Below are 22,426 nucleotides of genomic sequence, written 5' to 3' on the forward strand. Positions count from 1 at the left end.
CGTAACGCCGGACCTGCTCGTACGCCGGACCTGCTCGTACGCCGGACCTGCTCGTACGCCGGACCTGCTCGTACGCCGGACCTGCTCGTACGCCGGACCAGCTCGTACGCAGCTGCCAGCGCGGGCGGCCGCCGTACCGCAACCACCCCTCCACTCCCTGCCACAACACCCGTGTCCCTCGTCACCTCCACCCCCACGGGAACCGATTTTTCTTTGAGGCACCTCTTCCGCTAAGCTTTCGGAGTCGCAAGAACGCGGGGCTTTGGCGCAGTTGGTAGCGCGCTTCCATGGCATGGAAGAGGTCAGGGGTTCGAATCCCCTAAGCTCCACCAGCAGAACAGAAGGCCGGTCTCCCGAGAGGGAGACCGGCCTTTCTGCTTGTACGGTGTACGTCACGCGGGTCTACAGGGCTCGCTTCTCGTCCGGCCAGGTCTTCCACTCAACCGAGTCCGGCCGCTCACCGCCCTCCTTCAGGAACCTCTTGACGGCCTCACGCACCTGATCCAAAGAGATCTCCGAATCGAGTGGGAAGTCTTCAGGGTGGCCGGAGTACTCATACACGACGTTCGTTGCCTCCGGCGCCTCGCCAACGGCGTACCAGACGCCCTTGACCCCGTTGAACGTACCGGCGAACTTCAGACCACCGACCTTCCGCTCGGCGTTGATGCCCACTCGAAAGTCATGATCCGGGTACCCCTGCTCTGTGGCTGGACGGTCGGTCACGTAGAGCGCGGCCATGGTGTGATCGAACGACTCGGCCAGAAGCGCGTCGACCAGTCGATCGACGTCACTGTCGGCTCGTACGACGACGGGCTCGTCGTCATGCTCATGCCGGTAGTAGGCCTCGATGCTGTAGGTCATGTAGCTGGTTCCTTACTTACTGCGGATAGGTTCGTTTGAAGTTGCCTGGGCCATAGACCGTCAGCCGCGCCCCGTCGGGAAGGAACTTCCAGAGGTTCCGATGACAACCGTACGGGCCAGGGCACGGTCTGTTGTTGATGACGATCGTCTCGTCGGTGAGTCCATCCCTCCGCATACGCATGGCGAACTTGATCTCGACATGAGAACCAAGGGTGTCGGCACCTGGCGCAATTCTGATCTGGAGTTCCTCCATAAGGCGATCGACATCGGCGGTGTACTCGTCGACACCGCTGATCAAATCGTGCTCATCGCCCGATGCATCGATCCAGATCCCCAGCGTCTTGTCGCCGGGCTTCCTCAGCGGCAGTCGCTCGAGAACCTCTCGTGTGCTGGGATCGAAAGGTTCAGCCTCGCCCAAGGGCGAAGGCGTCAGGTCTCCAACTGGTCGCCCTTCACCGCCGGGTGCGGTCGAGTCGTCTGGCGTGGTCGTTTTTGGAGTCCCTTGCAAGCCTCGCCGGTCGCCCGCGGTCGGCGCATCCGCGGACCTTCCTCTAGAACCTTCTGGCGACCCTGCGCCGTTGACCATTTGCTCGGCCCAACTGCGGGCTCTCGGCAATGTCTGAGAGAGATGGTGGGCGGCTTCTTCACATCGTCTGGCCGCCTCGTCCAGTTGCATAGCCGCGCGTTGGGCGGCCGGGTGGTTCGACATGCCGCCGACGAACGACGCGTTGTACCTGCAGCGACGTGCCATCTCGAGCAGGTAGCCGATCACACGTGGCATCTCGTCGAGTGTCGAGATCAGGCCTTGAGCGACTCGCTGAAGTTCGGAGGCCATGCGGCGGAGCCGGCCGGCTAGATCTGGTCGGCGTAGCTGCGGCAGCCCTGCGCTGCGATCTGCAACGAGTCCATTGCCTGTTGGAGAGACCGTCCAGCAGCGTCCAGCAGTTCGGAGATGTCCCGATCGGCGCCCGTGGCCGAGCCGGCGATGAGCGCTTGGACATGCGCGCTCGTCTGCCCGAACTTCTGCTTGAACCCGCCCAGGCTGCCGGCGCCTTGCTGGGCATCGGTCATCAATTGGTACAGCTCGGCCTTCAAACGCTGGACATCAGACATAGCTACCTCGCTTCCGATCGAGTTCGCGACGTACGGCGCATGGCGCGGCCGCGGTGCTGGAACGGCCGGTGCAGAGTGACGTCGCATCACGCCGCACCGGCCGGTATTTGGGTCCCGTCTGGAGTCGGACAGCTGCATCTGACACGAGGGCGTCGCGGTGACGGAACCGGTGCTAGGAGTGTCAGATCAGGGGCGAGAGCCGACCATGATGAGGCGCGCGCCGGTGGCGCGCTTGAATGCTTCTTTGATGTTGTTCGTGGCAGCCAACTCCGCAAGGTGCAACAGATTTGGGATGACCACTGCTTTGACTTCGTATCGATTGATCGCGTCGATCAGAGCCTCGAAGGCAGCTGGGCTTGTCTCCGCTCGCTCCATGTAAATGGCGCCGATCACGAATCCTTCGGCAAAGGCTGACCCCTTCATGTTGCTCTTGGTCTCAGCCAGCTCGGCAGCAGGCAGGAGACCCATCTGGAGGTAACCGAGACCCAGCGGCAGGCTCTGATCCCAGCTGACGCTCTTCGGTAGCGCGAGGTGAGCGACGTCGTCACCGCACGGCCGCTGGTGCGTGGCTGCCTGCTCGATCGGACCGGTCATGAATCAACCTTGGATGGCGGATCTCGGTACCGTGCGCAATGGGAAAGCTGCGCACTTTTGTGCGCACTGGAGAGGTCTCGATGAGCTTGACTAGTAGCATCGAGGCCGCGAAGGGCGGGGCAGATGCACATTGGCGAACGGATCGGAGCGCACCGCAAGCGGCGCGGTATGTCTCAGGAGGCCTTGGCCGGCCTCATTGGAATGTCGCGGTCCTGGCTGTCGCAGGTCGAGCGCGGCATCCGGGGCGTTGACCGACTGTCCACCCTGAACGACCTAGCCACCGTCCTGCGCATCGACGTCGCCGACCTTATTGGTCGTGACTGGGTGCTCGCTCCAGATGCCTCGGAGCAAGTTGGGGCCGTGGACGCCGTCCGCAGTCAACTTGCGGGCTATCACCACCTGCTGGGGGAGCGGGCAACTCCCTGGCCGCTCCCGCAGCTCCGCACCGGTGCGGTGCAGGTGAACCAGGCCTACCAGGCGGCGAAGTACCAGTCTGCGACGGCGATGCTCCCCGACCTCATCCAAGCGGCCGACGCGTACGACGGCTACCAAGGCCGCGATGGCCGTGAGACCCACCTCGCGCGCTGCTCGGTCTACTCCGCAGCGGCAAAGCTTCTGACCAAGGTGGGGGAGCATCAGCTCGGTTGGCTCGCTGCGGACCGAGCAACTCACGCTGCCATGGCAGCCGAGTCGAAGACCGCTCAAGGGATGGCGGCCTACCAGGTCGTCTGTGCCCTCCTGCGCAGCCAGCGGACCGACGACGCGGAACGAATCGCAGTCCGCTCGGCCGAGGGACTCATGTCGATGACCGGCTCCGACGCGCCAGACGCAGTCTCGCTGGCCGGATCACTCTGGCTGATCTCGTCAGTCATCGCCGCCCGCCGCTCGGACCGAGCGACCTCCACTGAGCGCCTAGCGACAGCCGACCAGCTCGCCGGCCTACTCGCTCACGACGGCAACCACTGGTGGACCGCCTTCGGGCCAACCAACGTCATGATCCACAGGGCGTCCGTCGCCTCGGAGTTCGGCGACCCGACCGGAGTTCTGCGCGTCGCAGCCGAGATCGACACCGATTCGCTCCCGGCGGGTCTGCAGGGCCGCCGATCGCGCCTCCACATCGACCTCGCGTGGGCGCAAGCCCAAGCCAAAAACGACATGGAAGCGATCCTCCACCTCAAGCAAGCTGAACGCGTCGCCCCTGAATCGATCCGCTATCACACCATCGCCCGCGAGCTGGTCCGCGAACTCCTCAAGCGCTCGCGCAAACCCACCTCAGCCCTAACCGCCATCGCAACCCGCGCAGGAGTCCTCGCGTGACCCATCGCACGCTCTACCTCGTTACCTGCGGGGCACCCCTGGCAAGTCGCATCGGAGACGGCGTGCGCGCTGCTCGAGAACAGGGCTGGGATCCATATGTCATCCCCACGGATGCTGCACTCCCATGGTTGGAAGGTCAGGACCTCGATGGTGTCCCAGTTCTTACGGGCAATCGCAAGCCCAGTGATCCGAAGCGCACTCCGAAGGCGGACGCAGTAGCTGTCGTTCCCGCGACCTTCAATACCCTCAATGCGTGGGCTAATGGCAGCGCGAACACCTATCCGCTCACTGTCCTGTGCGCAGCGCTGGGATCCGGAATTCCGGTCGCCGCCGTGCCGTTTGCCAAGCACGATCTAGCCGGCCATCCGGCTTGGCTCGCCTCGCTCGCGGTACTGCGGTACGCCCGCGTCTGGATCGTTGACCCTCACGACGGGGCGACCGCGTCGCTCGATCCAGTTTCCTCAGGAACCGGAAATCGTACCGCTGACAACTTCCGGTGGAACTGGGTGCTCGATCTGCTGAAGCCGCCCGAGGAGGATGCAGGAGGTGGCTCGTGAGTGAGGTGGCGATCCTCAAAGGGACTCCATATTCGCTGCCGGCAGAAGCGGACGCCTCTCTGAACGAGATGCGCTCTCGTCTTCAAATCGTCCGAATTAATCTGCGTTCCGCTCTTCAGGAAGCACAGCGAATTGGCCTCGTGCGGGAGATGGAGCGTGCGCACGGGTACTCATCGGTGTTCGAAAGCAACAGCATTGAATTCGAAGGTCCCGACCTAGCCGGCACGGTCGAGACGATCGAGTCTGATGCCGGACAGAAGGTGCTGCGAGATCTGAACGTCAATCTATTGCCGGAGTTGCTTCGCCAGGATCGACGTGCTTTTGCCGCGATTGGCCTCGAAACTGCTCGGGTTCTTGCGTTGCGGTACATCGGCGGTGACGTTCGTGGTCTATGTCAAACGGATGTGCGGTCGTTGCATGCGGTGGTGATGGCGGGAGTTTGGTTTGCTGGCCAGTACAGGCAGTTCGATGCTGCCATCTCAGGATCTGATCATGCACCATTCCCGACATATGACGTCGCATTCGCAATGTCGGAACTAACTGATTGGAGTCAGAATCCTGTCGATCGTGACCTCGCAGTCCTGCGTGCGGCCGTAGGTCACGCGTGGTTCACCCACGTTCATCCATTCCAAGATGGAAATGGTCGGGTCGGTCGGCTGCTTGCAAATGTTCTGCTCGGTCAGGACGGTCTGCCGCCAGCAATTGTGAAGGCAAAAGCACAGCGGAGCCAGTACATCGCGGCGCTCGCCCACAGTGATGAGGGTGGAGACATTATGCCCCTCGCTGGCCTGTTCCTGAAGACGATCGAACGCTATGTGTCGGAGTTGCAGCGGCCAAAAGCTTTCAAGAATCTTTTTGATCAACTTGTCGCCAATCGAGGTGGTAGCTACTTCGATTGGTATAGGAACAGTCTCAGTGATTTTATGGACCGGCTTAGCTCCGAACTTGAATTGTCGGGTCTCCGGTTGACCGCACTAGATGAACTCTCCCAGGAGGTCTTCGCCGGTCTTCGACGGGGGCAGAGTCAAAATGTCCTCACAGCGCTCGTGAGGGACGGTGATGGCCAGGAATTGGTTCTCTATCAGCGACCACCATCCGCTGCGGCAAGAAATCGTTTTAAGGCCGATGAGCGGGTGCCGTCGGTTGCGTTCGCGTTGCCGAACGAGCAATGGAAACTTGAGCCATACAGACGTACTAAGAGAGCGGATCTGGAGGGGCTGGTCGAGTTCTGGGTTCAGCCTGATCGACCTACCAGAATCTTCATCGATGACGAAAAGGGTGTCGGTCCGTCTACTGTTGCGGCCGGCGCATCGCGGCTGGCGGATCAGATAAGACGCGGCTTCGCTCGGCGATTCGAGACCCCGCGCAATTACTTCCCTTCTACTCGCTGGCTACCAAAGATCCACGGCGGGCCCGGATAAGCGCAACGTTGGCTGCCAGGTGCTGAGGGTGTATTTGATCCATGCCTATCCAGCGGTCGGCCCGTTGTGGTCCTGCCAATCCGGGCGGCAGGCCGCACGTACGGGGTTGATAGCCCGAGTCGTTTCGCCCAGGTAACGGAGGATCTGTGACGGTCAAGAGTGCACTGATGGACAAATTCCGTGACGGCTGCATCGGCACTTTCGTCCCAATAGGCGACGCGTCAGGTGTCGCCGGCGACTGGGAGAATGGGCATATTCAGCTTCGAGCTGACGGTAATGTGCATGTGGTTACTCTCGACGAGAATTCGCCACGCATGGGTCCTGATTTGCGATCCGACGAATCTGGAATCGCTGGCTTCACCGAACATGGTGGAATACTCCTGCCTAACGTCTCCGCTCGCGGGTCAACTTCAAACTTTGGCGGGACCAAGGTGTCGGTCCTCCGATATCAAGGTCCATCCATGGTGGCTGGGATAGATCCAGAAGATTTGCGGTCGAATAGGTTCACGTCGGCGGAGGCTCACTTCTTTGGCCTCGACCGCTGGACCGGCGTTAGTGGCATTACGTCGAACGTTGCGAGGAAGGTCAGCGACGGGACCGCGGAGTCAGTAACCCTTGAACTCAAATCGGCGCCTGAGCAGAGAGCAAATCTGGGCTCGCGCGTCCTGTACATGTCAACCCACTGGGAGGTTGGTGGGTCGAAGGACCGGCCGATTGTTCATGCGCCGCTGGTGGTCGGCGTGTCGGTGAAGAGGCGCCGTGAGCTTCATGAGTTGACCGGTCCTTTGGTTAGAATTCAACAACTGATCTCACTCGCTTATGGGGGATTCGTTACGGCCGCCATGGGTCGCGTCATGCCGAATCTGGGAAGTGAACAGAAGATGGTCCCCTTATGGGATAAGCATCTAATGTGGAAAGCAGATTCAATGCGGGAGCCAAAATCGATGACCGAAGTGCCTCTGTTTTCCCTAGCTACTCTAGGTGGTCTGCAGACGCTATCTCGCTGGGTTAGGCTGGGGGAGGCCTATGGTAGAGCCGCCGGCCCGGTCGTTGCACCATTCTGGAGTGGGACGGCGGCTGTAGAGAGTCGACTTCTTGAAGCCTGCGTAGGTATCGAGTACTGGATAGCTATCAACAAGGTTAAGAAGGCGGGCTGGGCTAAGCATAAAGACGCGACGAAGTGTCGACCACTTACGCTCGCAAAACGAGTATCTTCGCGTTTTGATGAATGGGTCGGCGACAGTGAGAAGTGGGGAGTCGCCGTTTGGGAAGCATATAACTTGGTGAAACATGACCCGACAAAGCAGTTGGATCAGATGCGCGGCCATGTCCTCGCTGAGAGCGCACGATACCTACTTTTTGCCGCGCTCCTTGACCGGGTCGCAGGCTCGAAGAGTGGATCCTGGCAGATTTTTGACAGTCATCGGCTGTACAACTTGGGCAGGGCGGTTCGCCGCGAGCTTGGAACGTGACCGGCTGCAGCGTGAGGGACTACGACAGATCGTGGCCGACTATGGGAGATTGAGGAATGGCAAGTGAAGCGTGGCTAGGTCTGATCGGGGTTGCTCTGGGTGGTGGACTTGGGATCTTTGGCTCAATGCAGCAAGCCGCATCGTCGGACCGACGGGCCCGCGAGCGTGAGATTGAAGCACGAATGTGGGAACAGCGGCAGGCATTATATCTGGACCTGATCGATTGGTGCGATAGCGACGCCGTTATGGAACCAACCGCGCCCTTCGAGGTCCCCAGCGTGTTGGCTACCCGCGCGCAGGCATTTGGCTCACCACTGGTTTACCAGTACCTGCTCGAGGTGTTGGCCGAAGCGAAGCAGTTGGTTGCACGCCCTGAGAGTTCGTCCTCGGCTCTGCGGACGAAGCGGCGCCAGTTGATCAACGGAATACGCCTGGAGTTCGGCGGCGACGAGCTCTGGAAACCGCCCGCCTAGTCCGGTGCGGTGAGAGAGCGTCAGGCCTACTCCTAACCTAGCGATCGCCAGAGCTGGTGGGCCTCTCCCAACTGCCTCCCAGAACACGGGGCCTCGACCGTGGTTTCGCAGGTCAGGCGTGTTTGCGCATCTCGACTGTAAATCTGTCGGTATCGATCGCCACGTGACGGCGCGGCCGACCGTCGATGGGCAGCAGGTGTCCAACCAGGGACCTGCTGTCCCGTACGAGCCCAATGAGTGACCGTCAGGTACCGCCGGTTGGAGAGACGTGGCGGCGCGAGCGCGACGGTGCGAACTGGCGAAAGTGCGCCTCCGGGAAACTGGCAACCATGTCATCGATCGCCCGGTGTGTCACGCACCGTCTGAGCGGCGTGTCGCATCGGCTCGCCGGTCGCTGATCTGTCAGCTTGGTTCCGACTGGTGATCGCCAGTGTTGGTCCTGATGCGCGGCGGGGAAGTCGCGTACCGAGCTTGGGGGAAAGAACAATGACTAGGAACGAACGGCACGTCGTCAAGAACGACGACGGGGGATGGGACGTAAGGAAGCCCGGCTCTGATAAGGCCAGTGCGAAGCTGCCGACGCAAGCCGATGCGATTGATCGCGCGCGTGAGATCGTCGGGAACGGTGGGGGTGGTGAGGTCGTCATCCACGGGCGCGACGGAAAGATCCGTGACTCGGACACCGTGTCGCCGGGCAACGACCCGAATCCGCCGAAGGACCGGAAGTAGTCGCAGATGCAGACGCGGAGACGGCTCGACCACGATCATCCCTGCCTGGCATGTGACGCGCCTGGGAGATCGTCTCGAAGCCCATCTACGTCGATCAGCTCGCCGAGCCGGTGACGTGGGCTGACGTCAGTAGCAACTGCTCAGCGCAGTACTTTCTGCAGGATGTCGATCGCTACAACCAAGGCATCGAGGAGCGCCACGCGCGGGGATGGTAGGAGACGCCCTCACCTGTCCAATCTCTCCGGTGGCTGCCAACCACGGTCAACGCGGCGCGTCAAGAGTCGGCCTGCCGATCTCAGCAGGTCGCCTCTGGTGCCCCTGATTCATGTCGTGGTCGCTGCACGATCGAGCGGCAAGGAGATGAGGCTATGGGTGTTCGGACGTAAGACACGTCGGTCTGTGGAAGTGCGTGGACGTGGAAGCGTCCTGATGCTGGGCGCTGGCGAGGGCGGCGCCCGGGTGCCGCCCGCAATCCGGAGTCGCGCGCCGAAGGCGTGGCGTGATCTTGAGAGTCAACCCTGCAGTGCAGCCGAAGAGGAGAAACAATGGCGCAGAGTGACAGACTCCGCAGCGAGATCGCCACGTTGCAAACCAAGAAGGCAGCGCTTGCGGACGTCGTAGCCAAGAATGAGAAGGCCGCCGCACGTGCGCGGGAGGCAGCACGCAAGAAGCGCGAGCAGGCGGGAAGGACCAACAACACGTCGAGCGTGCGGTCATTGCTCTCTGCGGCAGAGAGTGAAGACAAAAAGGTGGTTGCCGCCGAAGAGAAGATCGCGAAAGCACGGAAGGACATCGGGACGGTTGACAAGTCGATTGCGTCGAAATCGACGTCTCTGACGACGGCAGAAGCGACGGAGAGGCGGTCGGCCGACAGCGCGCAGAAGCGCGCTGATACACGTCGGCGGAGTGAAGAGCGTGCCCACGCTCGGGAAGTGGGCAGGCTGTCGAGTCCTTCAGTTCAAGTCCGCTACGTTCAGGTTCGAGAGCCCGAGCCTGAGAAGCTTCGGGTGTTGTACCTAACTGCGAACCCTGAAGCCGTCGAGTCGACCGTCACCGACCCGGACGGGACGGTTGCGGACAATGGGACCTGGCTGCGTGTTGACCGCGAGGTTCGCCAGGTCCGTCAGTCTCTGCGAGGTTCCCGGTATCGCGAGCTCGTCAGCATCGACCACGCGCCGGCGGCCACGTTCGGGGACCTGGTGAACGGTCTGAACGACCACCGACCACACATCGTTCATTTCTCAGGACACGCTGACAGCGACGGCTTGCTGATGGAAAACGACGCTGGAGACGAGGTAGGCCATGACATCGACTTTCCGCTGCTTGCGCATGCCCTCGGTGCCACCGATGACCCACCGCGCCTCGTCGTGATGAACGCATGCAACAGCCTCGACGGAGCGGATGATCTGCTCCAGACCGTGCCCGTCGTGATCGGTATGTCGGACAGCATCGACGACACGGCCGCGGTTGTTTTTGCCGCTGCGTTCTATGCGGCCATCGCGTCAGCGCAGTCGGTCTCGTCGGCCCTCGAACAGGCAAAGGTCAAGATGCTTGCCGCCTCGCTCGATGGCTCGGACTTGCCGGAGCTCCGGCACCGAGACGATGTTGACCCTAAGAAGCTGGTCCTCGTGACGCCGCCACTCAGTTAGTCCGACCTCGTGTGTTGTCGCTCGGCAGGACGGCGCGATGCTGGGGACCGCGCCCGGTCCGCTGGCTAGGGGTTGCCCGCGATTGGTGGTGGACGCGGTGCCGCTCAGTTCACATACCCAGATCCGTACCCAAGGGGTTCCGGGAGTTGGCCGATCGGATGAGACGCAGGAGACGAACTGGACGGCGGGCACGCCGAGTGCATGCAGCTCTCGACACCTGCCGTTGCCCCTGAGACACCGCCCGGGCTACTCATAACCCGGAGGTCGCTGGTTCAATCAGACCCGCAAGATCGGGGTTTTGTCAGTTCTGTCAGTTCTGTCAGGACCACTTGCGTCGCAGCATCGTTTCGGGGGAGCGCCGTCCGCACCACGAACGGCCGAGGCTGCGCGGTGGGTCGCTGTCCAGCCCGGGGGTGTGAGCCGTGGGCAGGGTCACAGTGTCCGCAGGTCAGATCGTTCGAGCATGGCGCGGTTCCTTGCGGGGACGGGGCCAACCGGCCTTCAGACGCCGAGCACGTCGGCCGTGGCAAGTCAGTCGACTTCCGATGAGGGAGCTACTATCCACGAAGCAGTTTGAGCACCATGCCCGCCGTGAGTGCAACTGCGCCGACCAACGTAATCAAGCTGGCGACCAGGATCATCGTCGGGCCGCCATGATCTGGCGTGAACCAAGCGGACCCGCCGATACCGACCCCAGCGCCGATGATGACCCCGCCCGTACCCATCAGCACATCGGCGACCCTGGACGGACTATGGAGCCCGACGCGCTCGTTTGCAAGGTGCACGTAGTGCGGCGAGACGACCTCTGATTTCGCTCGACGTGTGATCCTTTCGGCCTCGTCTCGAAGCTCCTCGGCGTAGGCCCGCAGGACAATGTCGGCTGCAAGGCTCGCGTCTGTGCTCCACTGCTTCGTATGCGACCACGGGTCCGGCTGAGGCGTCGGAAGACTTGGCGGCGTCGGATGGCTCAAGAGCTCATCCACCTTCGCTGCGAACGCGGCTTGACCTTGGAAGCGTCCACCAACTCGCGGTCCGAAATCGCGCTATGCCAGATGCGCGAGGCGTGCAGCCAAAGCGCTGGCGGCTTCTCTGCTCTTCTGAGCGGTACCAGTGCAGCCAGAAGCGCGTTGACTGCGGCAGTCGCTGCGACAATTGTGAGGGGAAGTGTGTCAGTCCTAGGACCGCCCTTGATGATCGTCCACGCGGAGGCGGCCACACCGAAAGCCACCGCACCGAGTGTGAGGAGCGTTCCGCGATTGAGCGAGTCCCATCGGCGGCGGACTCGCTCTTTGAGCCTCACCCCGTCCCCGTCCCCGGGGTCGTTGCCGCTGTCATCTCCCGCCATGCCTAATGATCGCGCTTCAGGAGCCAGCGTTACCAATCCTCGGGCGTGCCGCGATCGGCGGTTCGCGTCGGCGGGTCCGGGGCCGGGCATCTCCTCGTGGTTGTCGGGAGGCTAACCGGGAGGCTATGACCCTGCATCGGCCCGGACGGTACCGGACGTCGGTGGACTCAGAGGCGTGCAGGCCAAGGCGTCCGCAGTGCAGGGGAAATCCATGGCATGGAAGAGGTCAGGGGTTCGAATCCCCTAAGCTCCACCAGCAGTAGCAGCAGGCCAGGAGGCACCTTCGCCCTCTGGCCTGTTTCTGTTAGTGGGGCGAGTGCGGGTGGGACGACGACATCACCCGTGGCCGCCCTGGAAACGCACCGCTCCAGCCCCTCAGGCGGCAGCTATCGGGACGATCCGGCGGACCCTCCGCGGTTGACACGTGACAGTCAAAACAGCACCGCGTGACAGTTGCCAACGCCGATCCTGATGGAGCTCGTAGGCGACCGGCGATCTCAGACGTCACAAAACGGTCGGGCGAGCACGAGGTCGGCGTCCACCCGCCGTAAACCGTCGAAGCCCCAGGTGTTGATGCCCTCCAGGTCGACCTCGTCGCGGATGCGAACTGCGAGGTCGCGCAGCGAGCGGGCGAGCCGGGCGTACTCAAGGTGGGTGAGGTCAAGTCGCTCCGCGCCGTACGCCTGCAGGAAGCGCACGGTGCCCGGCTCGCACAAGGCGACGAACAGGTCGTGCTCGCGCGGCGCCAGCAGCGCGGTACCCCAATCGACCAGCGCCGCGACGCGACCGTCACGGTCGACGAGGACGTTGTGCGGAAACAGATCGTGGTGGCACACGACGTGGGGAACGTCGATCGCGCGCGCCCGTTCGATCACCGCTTCGAGCCGGTCGACTCCTGCCATCACCTCGTCGCGGCGACCGTCGAGCCAAGGATGGTCGTACCTGTCGCGCAGTGCCTCGATGCACCACTCATCGATCTCGGTCCGGGGTAGGACAAGGCCTGCGATGTCGTGCACTGCACGCATCGCCCAAGCGATCGCCTCGGTGTCGTTCTCCGTTGCCGGGCGGCCCTCAACGAACGGGAACATGGCGTAGCGCCGGCCAAGGTGTTCAGCGGTGTACGAGCCATCGAGCGCTCGCTGCGCGGCAGGAACGGGGACACCCCGAGCCGCCAACTCGACCGTGAGCGCCAGTGCGGCGTCACTGTCAGGCTGCTGACGCCAGAGTTTCACGAACCAGCGCCCGTCGGTAAACGCATCCGCCTCGAAGCCGCCCGGATGAGCCCGCAGTTCGCCGACCTCCGTGCCAAAGGCTTCGCGGACCTGAGTCGTCGTCGGCGGTCGTACTTCGCTCCACATAGGGCCCGGACACTACCGCTGATGAGCCGAACCGAGCGAGGACATTCTGCGCAGCTCCCGGCCCAAGCCCTTGGAAGGGGCAGGGGGTCGGATCCCCCAAACTCCACCATCTGCTTGTACGGCGTACGTCGCGCGGCCTGCAGGCTCGCTCCTCGCCCGGCCGGGCCCTCCACTCAACCGAGTCCGGCCGCTCGCCGCCCTTGACCCCGTTGGAGGTACCGGCGAACTTCAAACTTCCGACCTTCCGCTCGACGAGTGGTCTGTTGCCTTGTAGGCCTCAGTGTCGATCCGTGTTTCTGGTACGGGTGGAGTACGGGCAGTGGTGTGTCGTGGGGAATTCGTAGGGTGCGCTGGGTCGAGGGAGTCGACCGTGGGCCTCCTTGGCGTTCGGTTGATCCCCGACCCTGGAGGTTTCCATGACGAAGTTGGTTCTGAGGATGAGCGACGGACTGCTCTCCGTGTTCGCGCCGAGGATTCGGGCGTCGGCGGCCTGTCCGGCGTGCCGGATCATCAATCCGTGCGGTAGCTGCAACGGGAACCGCAGGTACCGGACGAAGGTCTGCTACTCGGGGCCGGGGTGTCAGCGGGAGACGACGACCTGCGTGGCCGTGCCGGCGTGCGCGCCGTAGAGCCGCGGTGATCGGGGGCGGCGTTCGACGGACGCCGCCCCCGAATCAAGCAGGCGCGGACGCCGGTGCTCGATGGTGTGGAGGAGGTCGGCGTGGAGTACTTGGAGTTCGGGTGCCGGGTGTTGCTGGGTGGGGTGTTCGCTGTGTCGGCGGGGTCCAAGTTGTCTTCGCGGGCCGCGTTCGCGGAGTTCGTGGCGGCGACGGTTCGGCTGACCGGGGCGGCGGCGTGGTTGGCGCGAGAGCTCGCGGTCGGCGTCGTCGTGGCTGAGATCGCGGTCGTGGTGGCCTTGATGGTCCCGGCGTCGACCCAGTGGGGATTTGCTGCCGCCATTGGCCTCTTGGGGGCCTTCTCGGTGGCGATCGTTCGGTCCCTGCGGCGTGGGCAGCGGGCGCCCTGTCGTTGCTTCGGGGCGTCGAGTACGCCGCTGGGACTGCAGCACGTGATCCGCAACGTTGTGCTCGCGGCGTTCGGGGTCCTCGGCATCAGCGGGGCAACGGCGGCGCTGGAGCTCGGGCCGGCGTGCGTTGTCGCGTTCGCCGCGTTGATCGGCGTCGCGTTGGTCGCCCGCCTGGACGACCTGATCGGCCTGTTCCGCGCGACGACCGCCACGCCGCAACAGTGAAAAGAGGCTGGAATTCGTGACGACGTTCCTCACCGCGCTGGTCGGGCTGATCGGCGTACTGAACTTGTTGCTGCTGCTCGGTGTCATTCGCCGCCTGAAGGAGCACGACCAGGCGCTCGCAAGAATCCCGTACGGCGGGACGCCGGCCGCGGACACGATGCGCGCCCCCGGCTCGGAGGTCGGCGCGTTCACCGCGACCAGCACGGATGATGTTGCCCTGAGCAAGGAATCGCTGACCGCGGAGACGCTGGTCGCGTTCTTCTCGGCGTCCTGCGCGCCCTGCCTCGAGCACGCGCCGAAGTTCGCCGCCCACGTAGCTGGTCTCAACGGCGTGCTCGCGATCGTGGTCGCCGACGGCGACGACGACCCGTCCCAGCTGGTCGGCATCCTCGGGGACAAAACCCGCGTCGTCGTCGAGGGCTACGAGGGACCGGTGGCTACGGCGTTCGGCGTGACCGCGTTCCCGACGTACGGCGTCGTCGCGGACGGGACGATCACCGCGACCGCGCTCGAGTTCGACGCGCTGCCGGTCCCCACCCGGGCCTGACCGATGCTGTGGGGCATCGCAGCCGCCGTCGCCGCCACTTCCCTCCTGCTGCTCGCCCGAGCCCGAGGGCTGGTGGTGGTCGACGTCCAGGGCGCAAGCATGGAACCGACCCTGTACGACGGCGACCGCGTCCTCGTACGCCGCACCCCGCCGACCGCGGTCCGCACCGGCGACCTGGTCGTCGTCGCACTTCCGCACACCCATGAGTTCGCGGGAGCAGAACCCTGGGTGATCAAACGCGTCGCCGCGACGCCAGGCGAGCAGATCCCGCCGGTCATCCGCCGCAGCTGGGCCGAGAACGACATCGCCTTCGCGGATGCGTCGGTCCCGCAGGGAAAACTCCTCCTGCTCGGGGACAACCCCGCTCGCAGCGGCGACTCCCGCCACTGGGGCTTCACCGCCGGGGACAGCGTCCTCGGCGTGGTCGCCAGGCCAATGCGTCGGGCCCGATGACACGCGTCAAGCAACATCTGATGCCCGCGGCAACGCTCGCCTTCCGAGAGGCCCCCACGCAGCTCGGCCTACTGGCCGTCATCGCGTTGATCGGCGCAGTGCTCCCGGTCGCCATCACCTGGCTGACCAAGCTGGTCATCGACTCGATCACCCAAAGCCCCCTCCCGATGGCGATCGCCCTGGCCGTCCTCGGCGCCCTGACCGCGACCCTTCCGCAGCTCACCGACTACTTCTCCGCGGAAGCCCAGCGACGCATCAGCCGAGCGGCCAGGGACAAGCTGTACCAAGCGGTCAACCGTTTCCCCGGACTCGGTCGCTTCGAGGACCCCCAGTTCCTCAACCAGCTGCGCCTCGCCGAAGCGGCCGACAGCGCCCCGGCACAGTTGACCATCGCAACAATGCAACTGGTCAAGAACGTCATCACCGCGCTCGGTCTGTTCGGAGCGCTGTTCGTCATCGCCCCGTTCATCGCCGTCGTCGTGCTGGTCGCCGCGCTGCCGACCCTCCTGGCCGAGCTCGCGCTGGCACGCCGCCGGGTGAACACGACCTTGCGGCTGAGCCCCGACGAACGCCGCGAGCTCTTCTACCAACTGCTGCTGTCCGACGAGCGCGCCGGCAAGGAGATCCGGCTCTTCGGCACCGGCGACTTCCTGCGCGGCAGGATGATGCGCACGATGGCCGGCATTCACGCCGCCAGGCGCGCGCTCGACCGCCGCGAACTGTTTGTCCACAGCGGGCTCGAGTTCTTCGCGGCCGTCGTCGCCGGTACGGGTCTGGTCTGGGCCGTTCTCGCGGCGGGCCGCGGTGAGCTGACCGCGGGAGACATCGCTCTGTTCATCGCGGCGGTCGCCGGCGTACAGGTCGCGGTGGCCGGCATCATGGCGCTGCTGGCCCAGCTGAACGAGCAGCTGATGATCTTCGGCCACTACACCGTCGTACTCGGCACTCCGCCGGAGATGCCCGTTGCGGAGCATCCGGTCGCGACGCCGGAGCTACGCCGCGGGATCGTGCTCGAGGACGTCTGGTTCCGGTACGGCGACAGCCTGCCGTGGGTGCTGCGCGGCGTCACGCTCACCATCCCGTACGGCGCCGCCGTCGGCCTGGTCGGGAAGAACGGCGCGGGCAAGTCGACGGTCGTCAAACTCCTGTGCCGGATGTACGACCCGACCAAGGGCCGGATCACCTGGGACGGAGTCGACCTGCGCGACCTCGACCCGGCCCGGCTCCGGGACAGGATCGGCGCGGTGTTCCAGGACTTCATGGCGTACGACCTCACCGCGGAAGAGAACATCGCGCTCGGCGACCTCACCGCGCTGGACGATCCGGACCGGATCAGCGCGGCCGCGACCCAGGCGGACATCCACAGCGTCGTCGAAGCTCTCCCGAACGGTTATCGCACCATGCTCAGCCGGATGTTCGCGGACGACGACGGGTCGGACGGGACCGGCGTCGTACTGTCCGGCGGCCAGTGGCAGCGGCTCGCGCTCGCCCGGGCCTTCCTTCGCGCCGACGCGGATCTGCTGATCCTCGACGAGCCCTCCGCGGGGCTCGACCCGGAAGCCGAGGCCGAGCTGCACGGCAGGATCAGCACGCTGCGCGCGGGCAGCACCTCGATCCTGATCTCGCACCGGCTCGGTACCTTGCGCGACGCCGATCTGATCGTCGTACTGGACGACGGCGCTGTGACGGAGGCCGGCACCCACACCTCGTTGCTCGCCGGCGAGGGCACTTACGCCCGCCTGTTCACGACGCAGGCGAAGGGCTATCGAATCGACTAGTCCTCGAGGTGGGCGGTGTTGTTCAGGGACTCGACCGTTCGGTAGTGGTAGCGGTCGTCCTCGCGGAGGATCGTGATGCCGCCGCTGGTCGAGCGGAACGAGGCGTAGCCGGTGGCTTCGACGGGCATCCGGATCCAGGCGCAGATCACGAAGTTGAGGGCCGTGCCGTGGGTGACGACGATCTGGTGGGTGCGGTCGCGGGCGAGGATCTGCTCGACGGCGCGGTAGATGCGGTGCGCCAATTGGCCGAGGGTCTCGGCGCCTTCGAGGCCTTCGTCGTGGTTCAGGCGTTCGCCGACGAGCGGCGGGAAGACGAAGCGGTCGTTCAGCCACTGCTGCGGCCGGCCGCCGGCGACGCCGTACGACTTCTCGCGGAGGTCGGTCATCAGGACCGGCGAGAGACCGAGCTTGGTCGCGATGGCCTCGGCGGTCCGGGCGGTGCGCTTCAGGTCGGAGCTGAAGAGGTCAGGCTGCGCGTCGGCCGGGACGAGCTCGGCCAGGTGGTCGGCGATCGCGGATGCCTGGCGCCGGCCGCGGGGTGTGAGCTCTGAGTCGAACTGGCCTCCGACGACCCGGTCGACGTGGTGCGTGGCCTCGGGATGCGTGACGACGTACAGAGTTCTCATGGCGGCACAGTTTGCCTCGTCCAGGGAGGAATGCTGATTCTGCCCGGCGCGGCCCCTGAAGCCGAGGCGTGAGAGCTGAGAAGCCGGCCCGTGGCAAGATCAGCGTGTGCAGATCGCGATGCTCGGGCCGTTCGAGGTGCGGGTCGGTGATGGGGTGGTCGCCGACGTGCCGGGGGCTCGGCTGCGGGGGTTGCTGGTCGCGCTGGCGCTTCGGCCGGGGCAGGTGGTGCCGAAGGCGGTGCTGGTCGACTGGATCTGGGGTGAGAACCCGCCGGCTGAGGCCGGGAACGCCTTGCAGCGGTTGGTTTCGCGGCTGCGGAAGGTGCTGCCGGACGGTGTGGTCGAGGGGCATCCGGAGGGGTATCGGTTGGTGGTCGAGCCTGACGCGGTCGACGCGATCCGGTTCGAGCGGCTGCTCGGCCGGGCGCGGACGCCGGGGGTGTTGCGGGAGGCCCTTGGGTTGTGGCGGGGCGAGGCGATGCAGGACATCGGCCTGCAGGACAGTACGGCGTACGACGCGGCGATCACCCGGCTCGAGGAGCTCCGGCTGACCGCTCTCGAGGACCGGTACGACGCGGAGAGCGGCGCTGATCTGGTGCCGGAGCTGACCGATCTTGTCGCCGCCAACCCGGTCCGCGAACGGCTGGTTGCCGCGCTGATGCGGTCCCTCGCCGCGGCTGGTCGTAACGCGGACGCGCTGCAGGTCTTCGAGCGGACGCGGCAGGCTCTCGGCGATGAGCTGGGGGTCGATCCGTCGAAGGAGCTGTCGGCCGTCCACGTCGCTCTGCTGCGGGGTGAGATCGGCCGGAAGCAGGAGGATCGCAAGACCAACCTCCGGGCCGAGCTGACCAGCTTTGTCGGGAAGGAGTCGGACGTCACCAAGGTCCGCGAGTTGGTTGCAGGGCATCGGTTGACGACCTTGGTCGGACCAGGTGGCGCTGGGAAGACCAGGCTCTCCACAGAGACCTCCCGCAGTCTGGTTGAAGATTTTCCCGACGGCGTCTGGCTGGTCGAGCTCGCGCCGATCGGCGCGGACAGCGACGTCGCCCAGGCCACGCTCGCCGCGCTCGGCCTTCGCGACGGGCTGCTCGGTGAGCCGTCCGACCTGGAGCCGACGGACCGCTTCGTCAACGCGTTCCGCGACCGTGACGCGCTGCTGATCCTGGACAACTGCGAGCACGTGATCGAGTCTGCCGCGGCGTTCGCGCACCGCGTGCTCGGCGAGTGCCACCGCCTGCGGATCATCGCGACCAGCAGGGAGGCGCTCGGCATCACCGGCGAAACCCTGTGGCGAGTGCTGCCGCTCACCTTGCCTTCACCGGACGCCGGCACCGAGGAGATCGAGGCCGCCGCCGCCGTCCGCCTGCTGCGCGACCGAGCAGGTGCCGTAGGCAAGGAACTCGGCAACGACGCGCAGACCATGGCCCGCGTCTGCCGGGCGCTCGACGGGATGCCGCTGGCGATCGAGCTGGCGGCGGCCCGGTTGCGCACGATGTCGCTCGACCAGCTCGCGGACCGCCTCGACGACCTCTTCCGGCTGCTCACCGGCGGAAGCCGTACGGCGCTCCCGCGGCAGCGAACGCTCAGAGCAGTGATCGACTGGAGCTGGGAGCTGCTCAGCGACGCCGAACGGACCGTCCTGCGCAGGCTCGCGGTGTTCTCCGGCGGAGCGAGCCTGGAAGCGGCCGAGCGAGTCTGCGCCGGAGAATCGCTCGAGTCGTGGCAGGTCCTGGAGTTGCTCACGGCACTCACCGAGAAGTCACTGGTCGTTGCCGACAGCGACAAGTACCGACTGCTCGGCACGATCAAGGAGTACGGCGTCCAACGCCTCGCCGAGGCCGGGGAGGACGTCAGCGCGCGGCACGCGCATCTCGCCTACTTCACCGATCTCACCGAGACCGCGGAACCCTACCTTCGCCGTACCGAGCAGCTGGAGTGGCTGGCGGTCCTCGCGGCCGAGCACGACAACGTCGGCGCCGCGATGCGGGGAGCGATCGCGGCGGGTGAGGCCCAGGGTGCGATGCGGCTCGCCGCGGCGGCCGGGCTGTACTGGTGGCTCAGCGGGAACAAGGCCGAGGGCAACGAGTTGGTGATGGCCGCCACTAGGGTACCCGGCGAGGTGACCGACGAGGTCCGCGCGATGGTGTACGTGATCGTCGTGACGTTCCTCAACAGCGGGCCGGGCGACGAGCACCACGCGGAGGAGTGGATCCACGAGGCGTACCGGATCACCCAGCGCACGCAGCTCGTCAACCCGGTCCTCGCGCTGATCACGCCGCTCGAGCACATGCTGCGGTCGCCGGGCGACATCCTGTCCGCGTGGGAGCCGATGCTCGGCAGCGAGGACCCCTGGGTGCGCGCGATGGGCCGGCTGCAGCTGGGCAAGATGCGGGGCGTGCTCGGGCACGGCGGGTACGAGGCCGACGCGCAGCTCGAGCTGGCGGTCGAGGAGTTCCGGGCGGTCGGTGAGCGGTTCGGGATCTCGTTCGCGATCACCGAGCTGGCCGAGCGGATCGCCGTACGAGGTGACTTCGCGACCGCGTGCGAGTACTACGACGAAGCCGTTGCCGTCGTCACCGAGTTCGGGTCCGTCGACGACGCGATCCGGATGCGTTCGCGCCAGGCCCAGCTGTACTGGTTGCTCGGCAGGACCGGCGCCGGTGAGGCCTCGATGGCCGAGGCGCAGCGGTTCGCGGACCGGGTCAACTGGCCGGGATCGCTGGCCCTGCTGGCGATGTCGAAGGCGGAGCTGGCGCGCTGGGCCGGTGACGCCGGCGAGGCGCGTCGGCAGGTGCGGCTGGTCGCAACGTTGCTGGGTGAGGAAGCGAAACAGCCGCACGTCAGCGCGACGACCGAAACGCTGCTCGCCTACCTCGCCGAGGATCTCGGTGAGGCGCGCGAGCACCTTCGAGCGGCTTGCAAGGCGGCGAGCGCGACCGGGCACGCACCCGTGATCGCGGGAGTCCTGGTCGGACTGGCCGACCTGGCGCTGCGCCGCGACCAGGACGAGCTGGCCGCACAGTTGCTCGCGGCAAGTACCGCCGTACGAGGTCTGCCGGATCGTTCGCTGCCGGATGAGGCGCGGATCGAGCAGACAGCACGAAGCCGCCTCGGCGACGTACGGTACGCCGAGGCGGCTCAGGCCGGCCGGGAGACGAGCTGGGATCAGCTCTTCGAGGTCACGCTCGCTTCTTGAACGTCGACGACGCCCACAGGTAGCCGACCAGCGCGATCCCGACGCACCAGGCCAAGGCGACCAGCGCGTCGCTCGTCTGCGGGGTGCCGTTCAGGAGACCGCGCAGGGTCTCGATGATCGGCGTGAACGGCTGGTACTGCGCGAACTGCTTGATGCCCGGCCCCATCTTGTCCGCCGGCACGATCGCGCTGCTGAAGAACGGCAGCATGATCAGCGGTACGGCGGCGAAGGCGGCCGTCTCCGGGGACTTCGCGGCCAGTCCGAGGGCTACGGTCAGCCACGCGGTCGCGACGGCGAGCAGCAGGAGCAGGCCGATCACCCCGAGCCAGTCGACGAAGCCCGCCGCGGGGCTGAAGCCCAGCAGGAAGGCGACGCCGAGCAGGGCCGCGATCGCGATCGCGTTGGTCAGCACACTGGCCACGACCTTGCCGATCAGCACCGCGTCGCGCGGAACGTCCATCGCCTTGAACCGGTTGATGATGCCCTTGGTCATGTCGGAGTTCACGGCGACCGCCGTACCGCCGAGGCCGTAGCAGACGGCGAGCAGCATCAGGCCCGGTGTCGCGTAGTCCACGTAGTCGACGCCGACGCTGAACGCGTCACCGATCACGTACACGAACATGAACATCATCACGACGGGCATCAGCACGGCGTTGAAGATCGAGGTCGGGTTGCGGGTGACGTGCTTGAAGTCGCGGCGCAGCATGACGAGCGCGGGGGACTTGGTGCTCATGGTGCGACTACCTCCGTGGTGTGGCCGGTGAGGGCGAGGAACACGTCGTCGAGATCGGGGGTGTGGACGGAGAACTCCTCGGCGCTCAGCTCGTACTCGTCGAGCCGGTCGAGCACGCCGCGCAGGGACTTGGTGCCGCCGTCACTCGGGACCTTGAGGGCGAGCGTCTCGTCGTCCCGAGTGGCGTCGGGGAACAGCAGCGCGGCCGCGTCGAGCTCCTCCGTGGTCGTGAACCGCAGCCGGACGTGCGTGCCGGGCAGCTGGCGCTTGAGCTCGTCAGGGGTGCCTTGGGCAACGAGTCGGCCTTGGTCCAGTACGGCGATCCGGTCGGCGAGCTGGTCGGCCTCGTCGAGGTACTGCGTGGTCAGGAAGACGGTCACGCCGCCGGCCACGAGCTCGCGGATGATCGCCCACATCGTGCGCCGGCTCCGCGGGTCGAGACCCGTCGTCGGCTCGTCCAGGAAGATGATCCGCGGGTTCCCGACCAGCGTCATCGCCAGGTCGAGCTTGCGGCGCATACCGCCCGAGTAGGTCGAGACCGCCTTCTGCGCGGACTCGGCGAGGTCGAACCGGCCGAGCAACTCGTCGACGACCTTGCCGTCGGCCGAACCGTTCAGGTCCACCATCAGCTGCAGGTTCTCGCGGCCCGTCAGCAGCTCGTCCACCGCCGCGAACTGACCGGTCACGCCGATCGCGGCCCGCACGGCCCGGGCGTCGGTCCGTACGTCGTACCCGGCGACGCGCGCCGACCCGCCGTCGGCCCGCATCAACGTCGTCAGCACATTGACCGTCGTCGTCTTACCGGCCCCGTTGGGCCCGAGCAACGAGAAGATCGACCCGGCCGGCACCTCCAGATCGATGCCGTCCAGCACGACCTTGTCCTTGAACGCCTTCCGCAGCCCCGAGACCGCGATCGCTGTACTTGTCATGCGATCAGCTTCGGCGCGAGCCC

Annotated in this window: 21 protein-coding genes and 1 tRNA gene; 13 read left to right on the forward strand and 9 right to left on the reverse strand. The window is 65.4% G+C overall.

Annotation, left to right across the window (positions count from 1 at the left end):
* Positions 1-256 precede the first annotated feature (256 nt).
* Positions 257-332: transfer RNA gene (locus ACLQ2O_RS40790), tRNA-Ala, on the forward strand.
* 70 nt (positions 333-402) lie between these two features.
* On the opposite strand, the gene ACLQ2O_RS40795 is transcribed toward ACLQ2O_RS40790, so the two are convergent.
* From ACLQ2O_RS40795 to ACLQ2O_RS40810, 4 genes are all read right to left on the reverse strand, one after another.
* Positions 403-861: an Imm1 family immunity protein gene (locus tag ACLQ2O_RS40795; RefSeq protein ID WP_425843053.1), complete on the reverse strand. Its 459-nt coding sequence runs from the start codon at positions 859-861 to the stop codon at positions 403-405.
* 16 nt (positions 862-877) lie between these two features.
* Entirely contained in the window at positions 878-1,696 is an 819-nt protein-coding gene (locus ACLQ2O_RS40800; RefSeq protein WP_425843055.1) for a DddA-like double-stranded DNA deaminase toxin, read from the reverse strand.
* Positions 1,697-1,713: 17 nt separating this feature from the next.
* Positions 1,714-1,974, reverse strand: coding sequence for a hypothetical protein (locus ACLQ2O_RS40805; RefSeq protein WP_425843057.1), 261 nt, complete (start codon positions 1,972-1,974; stop codon positions 1,714-1,716).
* A 186-nt stretch (positions 1,975-2,160) separates the two neighbouring features.
* The gene (locus ACLQ2O_RS40810) at positions 2,161-2,568 is read right to left on the reverse strand and encodes a hypothetical protein (RefSeq protein ID WP_425843059.1); all 408 of its coding nucleotides are present in this window, start codon (positions 2,566-2,568) and stop codon (positions 2,161-2,163) included.
* A 123-nt stretch (positions 2,569-2,691) separates the two neighbouring features.
* On the opposite strand from ACLQ2O_RS40810, the gene ACLQ2O_RS40815 reads away from it, so the two are divergent.
* From ACLQ2O_RS40815 to ACLQ2O_RS40845, 7 genes are all read left to right on the forward strand, one after another.
* Positions 2,692-3,885, forward strand: a complete 1,194-nt coding sequence (locus ACLQ2O_RS40815; protein WP_425843061.1) for a helix-turn-helix domain-containing protein — start codon at positions 2,692-2,694, stop codon at positions 3,883-3,885.
* A complete protein-coding gene (locus ACLQ2O_RS40820; protein ID WP_425843063.1) occupies positions 3,882-4,442 on the forward strand; it encodes a flavoprotein in 561 nt (186 codons plus the stop codon). Before ACLQ2O_RS40815 ends, ACLQ2O_RS40820 begins: the two co-directional genes overlap by 4 nt.
* Positions 4,439-5,863: a Fic family protein gene (locus ACLQ2O_RS40825; protein ID WP_425843065.1), complete on the forward strand. Its 1,425-nt coding sequence runs from the start codon at positions 4,439-4,441 to the stop codon at positions 5,861-5,863. Before ACLQ2O_RS40820 ends, ACLQ2O_RS40825 begins: the two co-directional genes overlap by 4 nt.
* Positions 5,864-6,009: 146 nt before the next feature.
* Complete coding sequence (locus ACLQ2O_RS40830; RefSeq protein WP_425843067.1) at positions 6,010-7,335, forward strand: hypothetical protein; 1,326 nt, start codon at positions 6,010-6,012, stop codon at positions 7,333-7,335.
* Positions 7,336-7,391: 56 nt separating this feature from the next.
* Entirely contained in the window at positions 7,392-7,808 is a 417-nt protein-coding gene (locus ACLQ2O_RS40835; RefSeq protein ID WP_425843069.1) for a hypothetical protein, read from the forward strand.
* A gap of 486 nt (positions 7,809-8,294) precedes the next feature.
* Positions 8,295-8,537, forward strand: a complete 243-nt coding sequence (locus ACLQ2O_RS40840) for a DUF2188 domain-containing protein (RefSeq protein WP_425843071.1) — start codon at positions 8,295-8,297, stop codon at positions 8,535-8,537.
* A gap of 545 nt (positions 8,538-9,082) precedes the next feature.
* A complete protein-coding gene (locus ACLQ2O_RS40845) occupies positions 9,083-10,186 on the forward strand; it encodes a CHAT domain-containing protein (protein ID WP_425843073.1) in 1,104 nt (367 codons plus the stop codon).
* A gap of 557 nt (positions 10,187-10,743) precedes the next feature.
* Here ACLQ2O_RS40845 and ACLQ2O_RS40850 read toward each other — a convergent pair.
* Positions 10,744-11,169: a hypothetical protein gene (locus ACLQ2O_RS40850; RefSeq protein WP_425843075.1), complete on the reverse strand. Its 426-nt coding sequence runs from the start codon at positions 11,167-11,169 to the stop codon at positions 10,744-10,746.
* A gap of 859 nt (positions 11,170-12,028) precedes the next feature.
* On the reverse strand, positions 12,029-12,889 hold the full coding sequence (locus tag ACLQ2O_RS40855) for a phosphotransferase enzyme family protein (protein ID WP_425843077.1): 861 nt from the start codon (positions 12,887-12,889) through the stop codon (positions 12,029-12,031).
* A 721-nt stretch (positions 12,890-13,610) separates the two neighbouring features.
* Between ACLQ2O_RS40855 and ACLQ2O_RS40860 the strand changes: the two genes are divergently transcribed.
* Genes ACLQ2O_RS40860 through ACLQ2O_RS40875 form a run of 4 tightly spaced genes read left to right on the forward strand, consistent with a single transcriptional unit; the run spans position 13,611 to position 16,919 of the window.
* Positions 13,611-14,141: a MauE/DoxX family redox-associated membrane protein gene (locus tag ACLQ2O_RS40860; RefSeq protein WP_425843079.1), complete on the forward strand. Its 531-nt coding sequence runs from the start codon at positions 13,611-13,613 to the stop codon at positions 14,139-14,141.
* 16 nt (positions 14,142-14,157) lie between these two features.
* A complete protein-coding gene (locus tag ACLQ2O_RS40865) occupies positions 14,158-14,688 on the forward strand; it encodes a TlpA family protein disulfide reductase (protein ID WP_425843081.1) in 531 nt (176 codons plus the stop codon).
* A gap of 3 nt (positions 14,689-14,691) precedes the next feature.
* Entirely contained in the window at positions 14,692-15,141 is a 450-nt protein-coding gene (locus tag ACLQ2O_RS40870; RefSeq protein WP_425843083.1) for a S26 family signal peptidase, read from the forward strand.
* A gap of 20 nt (positions 15,142-15,161) precedes the next feature.
* Positions 15,162-16,919: an ABC transporter ATP-binding protein gene (locus tag ACLQ2O_RS40875; protein ID WP_425843085.1), complete on the forward strand. Its 1,758-nt coding sequence runs from the start codon at positions 15,162-15,164 to the stop codon at positions 16,917-16,919.
* Here the strand turns inward: ACLQ2O_RS40875 and ACLQ2O_RS40880 are convergent.
* Complete coding sequence (locus ACLQ2O_RS40880; protein ID WP_425843087.1) at positions 16,916-17,545, reverse strand: histidine phosphatase family protein; 630 nt, start codon at positions 17,543-17,545, stop codon at positions 16,916-16,918. The genes ACLQ2O_RS40875 and ACLQ2O_RS40880 overlap by 4 nt on opposite strands.
* 106 nt (positions 17,546-17,651) lie before the next feature.
* Here ACLQ2O_RS40880 and ACLQ2O_RS40885 point away from each other — a divergent pair, with 106 nt between their 5' ends.
* Positions 17,652-20,741, forward strand: a complete 3,090-nt coding sequence (locus ACLQ2O_RS40885; protein ID WP_425843089.1) for a BTAD domain-containing putative transcriptional regulator — start codon at positions 17,652-17,654, stop codon at positions 20,739-20,741.
* On the opposite strand, the gene ACLQ2O_RS40890 is transcribed toward ACLQ2O_RS40885, so the two are convergent.
* Positions 20,725-21,474, reverse strand: coding sequence for an ABC transporter permease (locus tag ACLQ2O_RS40890; protein WP_425843091.1), 750 nt, complete (start codon positions 21,472-21,474; stop codon positions 20,725-20,727). The two genes, ACLQ2O_RS40885 and ACLQ2O_RS40890, sit on opposite strands and share 17 nt — an antisense overlap.
* Complete coding sequence (locus ACLQ2O_RS40895) at positions 21,471-22,403, reverse strand: ATP-binding cassette domain-containing protein (protein ID WP_425843093.1); 933 nt, start codon at positions 22,401-22,403, stop codon at positions 21,471-21,473. The genes ACLQ2O_RS40890 and ACLQ2O_RS40895 overlap by 4 nt, the downstream gene beginning before the upstream one ends.
* Positions 22,404-22,426: the final 23 nt, after the last annotated feature.

It is taken from the genome of Kribbella sp. DT2 (genome assembly GCF_049844575.1).
Taxonomy (GTDB): Bacteria; Actinomycetota; Actinomycetes; order Propionibacteriales; family Kribbellaceae; genus Kribbella.

What these genes read in the sequence shown, in the direction of transcription:
- ACLQ2O_RS40795 (WP_425843053.1), bottom strand. Translation starts at nt 861, where the DNA reads ATGACCTACAGCATCGAGGCCTACTACCGGCATGAGCATGACGACGAG.
- ACLQ2O_RS40800 (WP_425843055.1), bottom strand. Translation starts at nt 1,696, where the DNA reads ATGGCCTCCGAACTTCAGCGAGTCGCTCAAGGCCTGATCTCGACACTC.
- ACLQ2O_RS40805 (WP_425843057.1), bottom strand. Translation starts at nt 1,974, where the DNA reads ATGTCTGATGTCCAGCGTTTGAAGGCCGAGCTGTACCAATTGATGACC.
- ACLQ2O_RS40810 (WP_425843059.1), bottom strand. Translation starts at nt 2,568, where the DNA reads ATGACCGGTCCGATCGAGCAGGCAGCCACGCACCAGCGGCCGTGCGGT.
- ACLQ2O_RS40815 (WP_425843061.1), top strand. Translation starts at nt 2,692, where the DNA reads ATGCACATTGGCGAACGGATCGGAGCGCACCGCAAGCGGCGCGGTATG.
- ACLQ2O_RS40835 (WP_425843069.1), top strand. Translation starts at nt 7,392, where the DNA reads ATGGCAAGTGAAGCGTGGCTAGGTCTGATCGGGGTTGCTCTGGGTGGT.
- ACLQ2O_RS40840 (WP_425843071.1), top strand. Translation starts at nt 8,295, where the DNA reads ATGACTAGGAACGAACGGCACGTCGTCAAGAACGACGACGGGGGATGG.
- ACLQ2O_RS40845 (WP_425843073.1), top strand. Translation starts at nt 9,083, where the DNA reads ATGGCGCAGAGTGACAGACTCCGCAGCGAGATCGCCACGTTGCAAACC.
- ACLQ2O_RS40855 (WP_425843077.1), bottom strand. Translation starts at nt 12,889, where the DNA reads ATGTGGAGCGAAGTACGACCGCCGACGACGACTCAGGTCCGCGAAGCC.
- ACLQ2O_RS40870 (WP_425843083.1), top strand. Translation starts at nt 14,692, where the DNA reads ATGCTGTGGGGCATCGCAGCCGCCGTCGCCGCCACTTCCCTCCTGCTG.
- ACLQ2O_RS40875 (WP_425843085.1), top strand. Translation starts at nt 15,162, where the DNA reads ATGCCCGCGGCAACGCTCGCCTTCCGAGAGGCCCCCACGCAGCTCGGC.
- ACLQ2O_RS40880 (WP_425843087.1), bottom strand. Translation starts at nt 17,545, where the DNA reads ATGAGAACTCTGTACGTCGTCACGCATCCCGAGGCCACGCACCACGTC.
- ACLQ2O_RS40890 (WP_425843091.1), bottom strand. Translation starts at nt 21,474, where the DNA reads ATGAGCACCAAGTCCCCCGCGCTCGTCATGCTGCGCCGCGACTTCAAG.
- ACLQ2O_RS40895 (WP_425843093.1), bottom strand. Translation starts at nt 22,403, where the DNA reads ATGACAAGTACAGCGATCGCGGTCTCGGGGCTGCGGAAGGCGTTCAAG.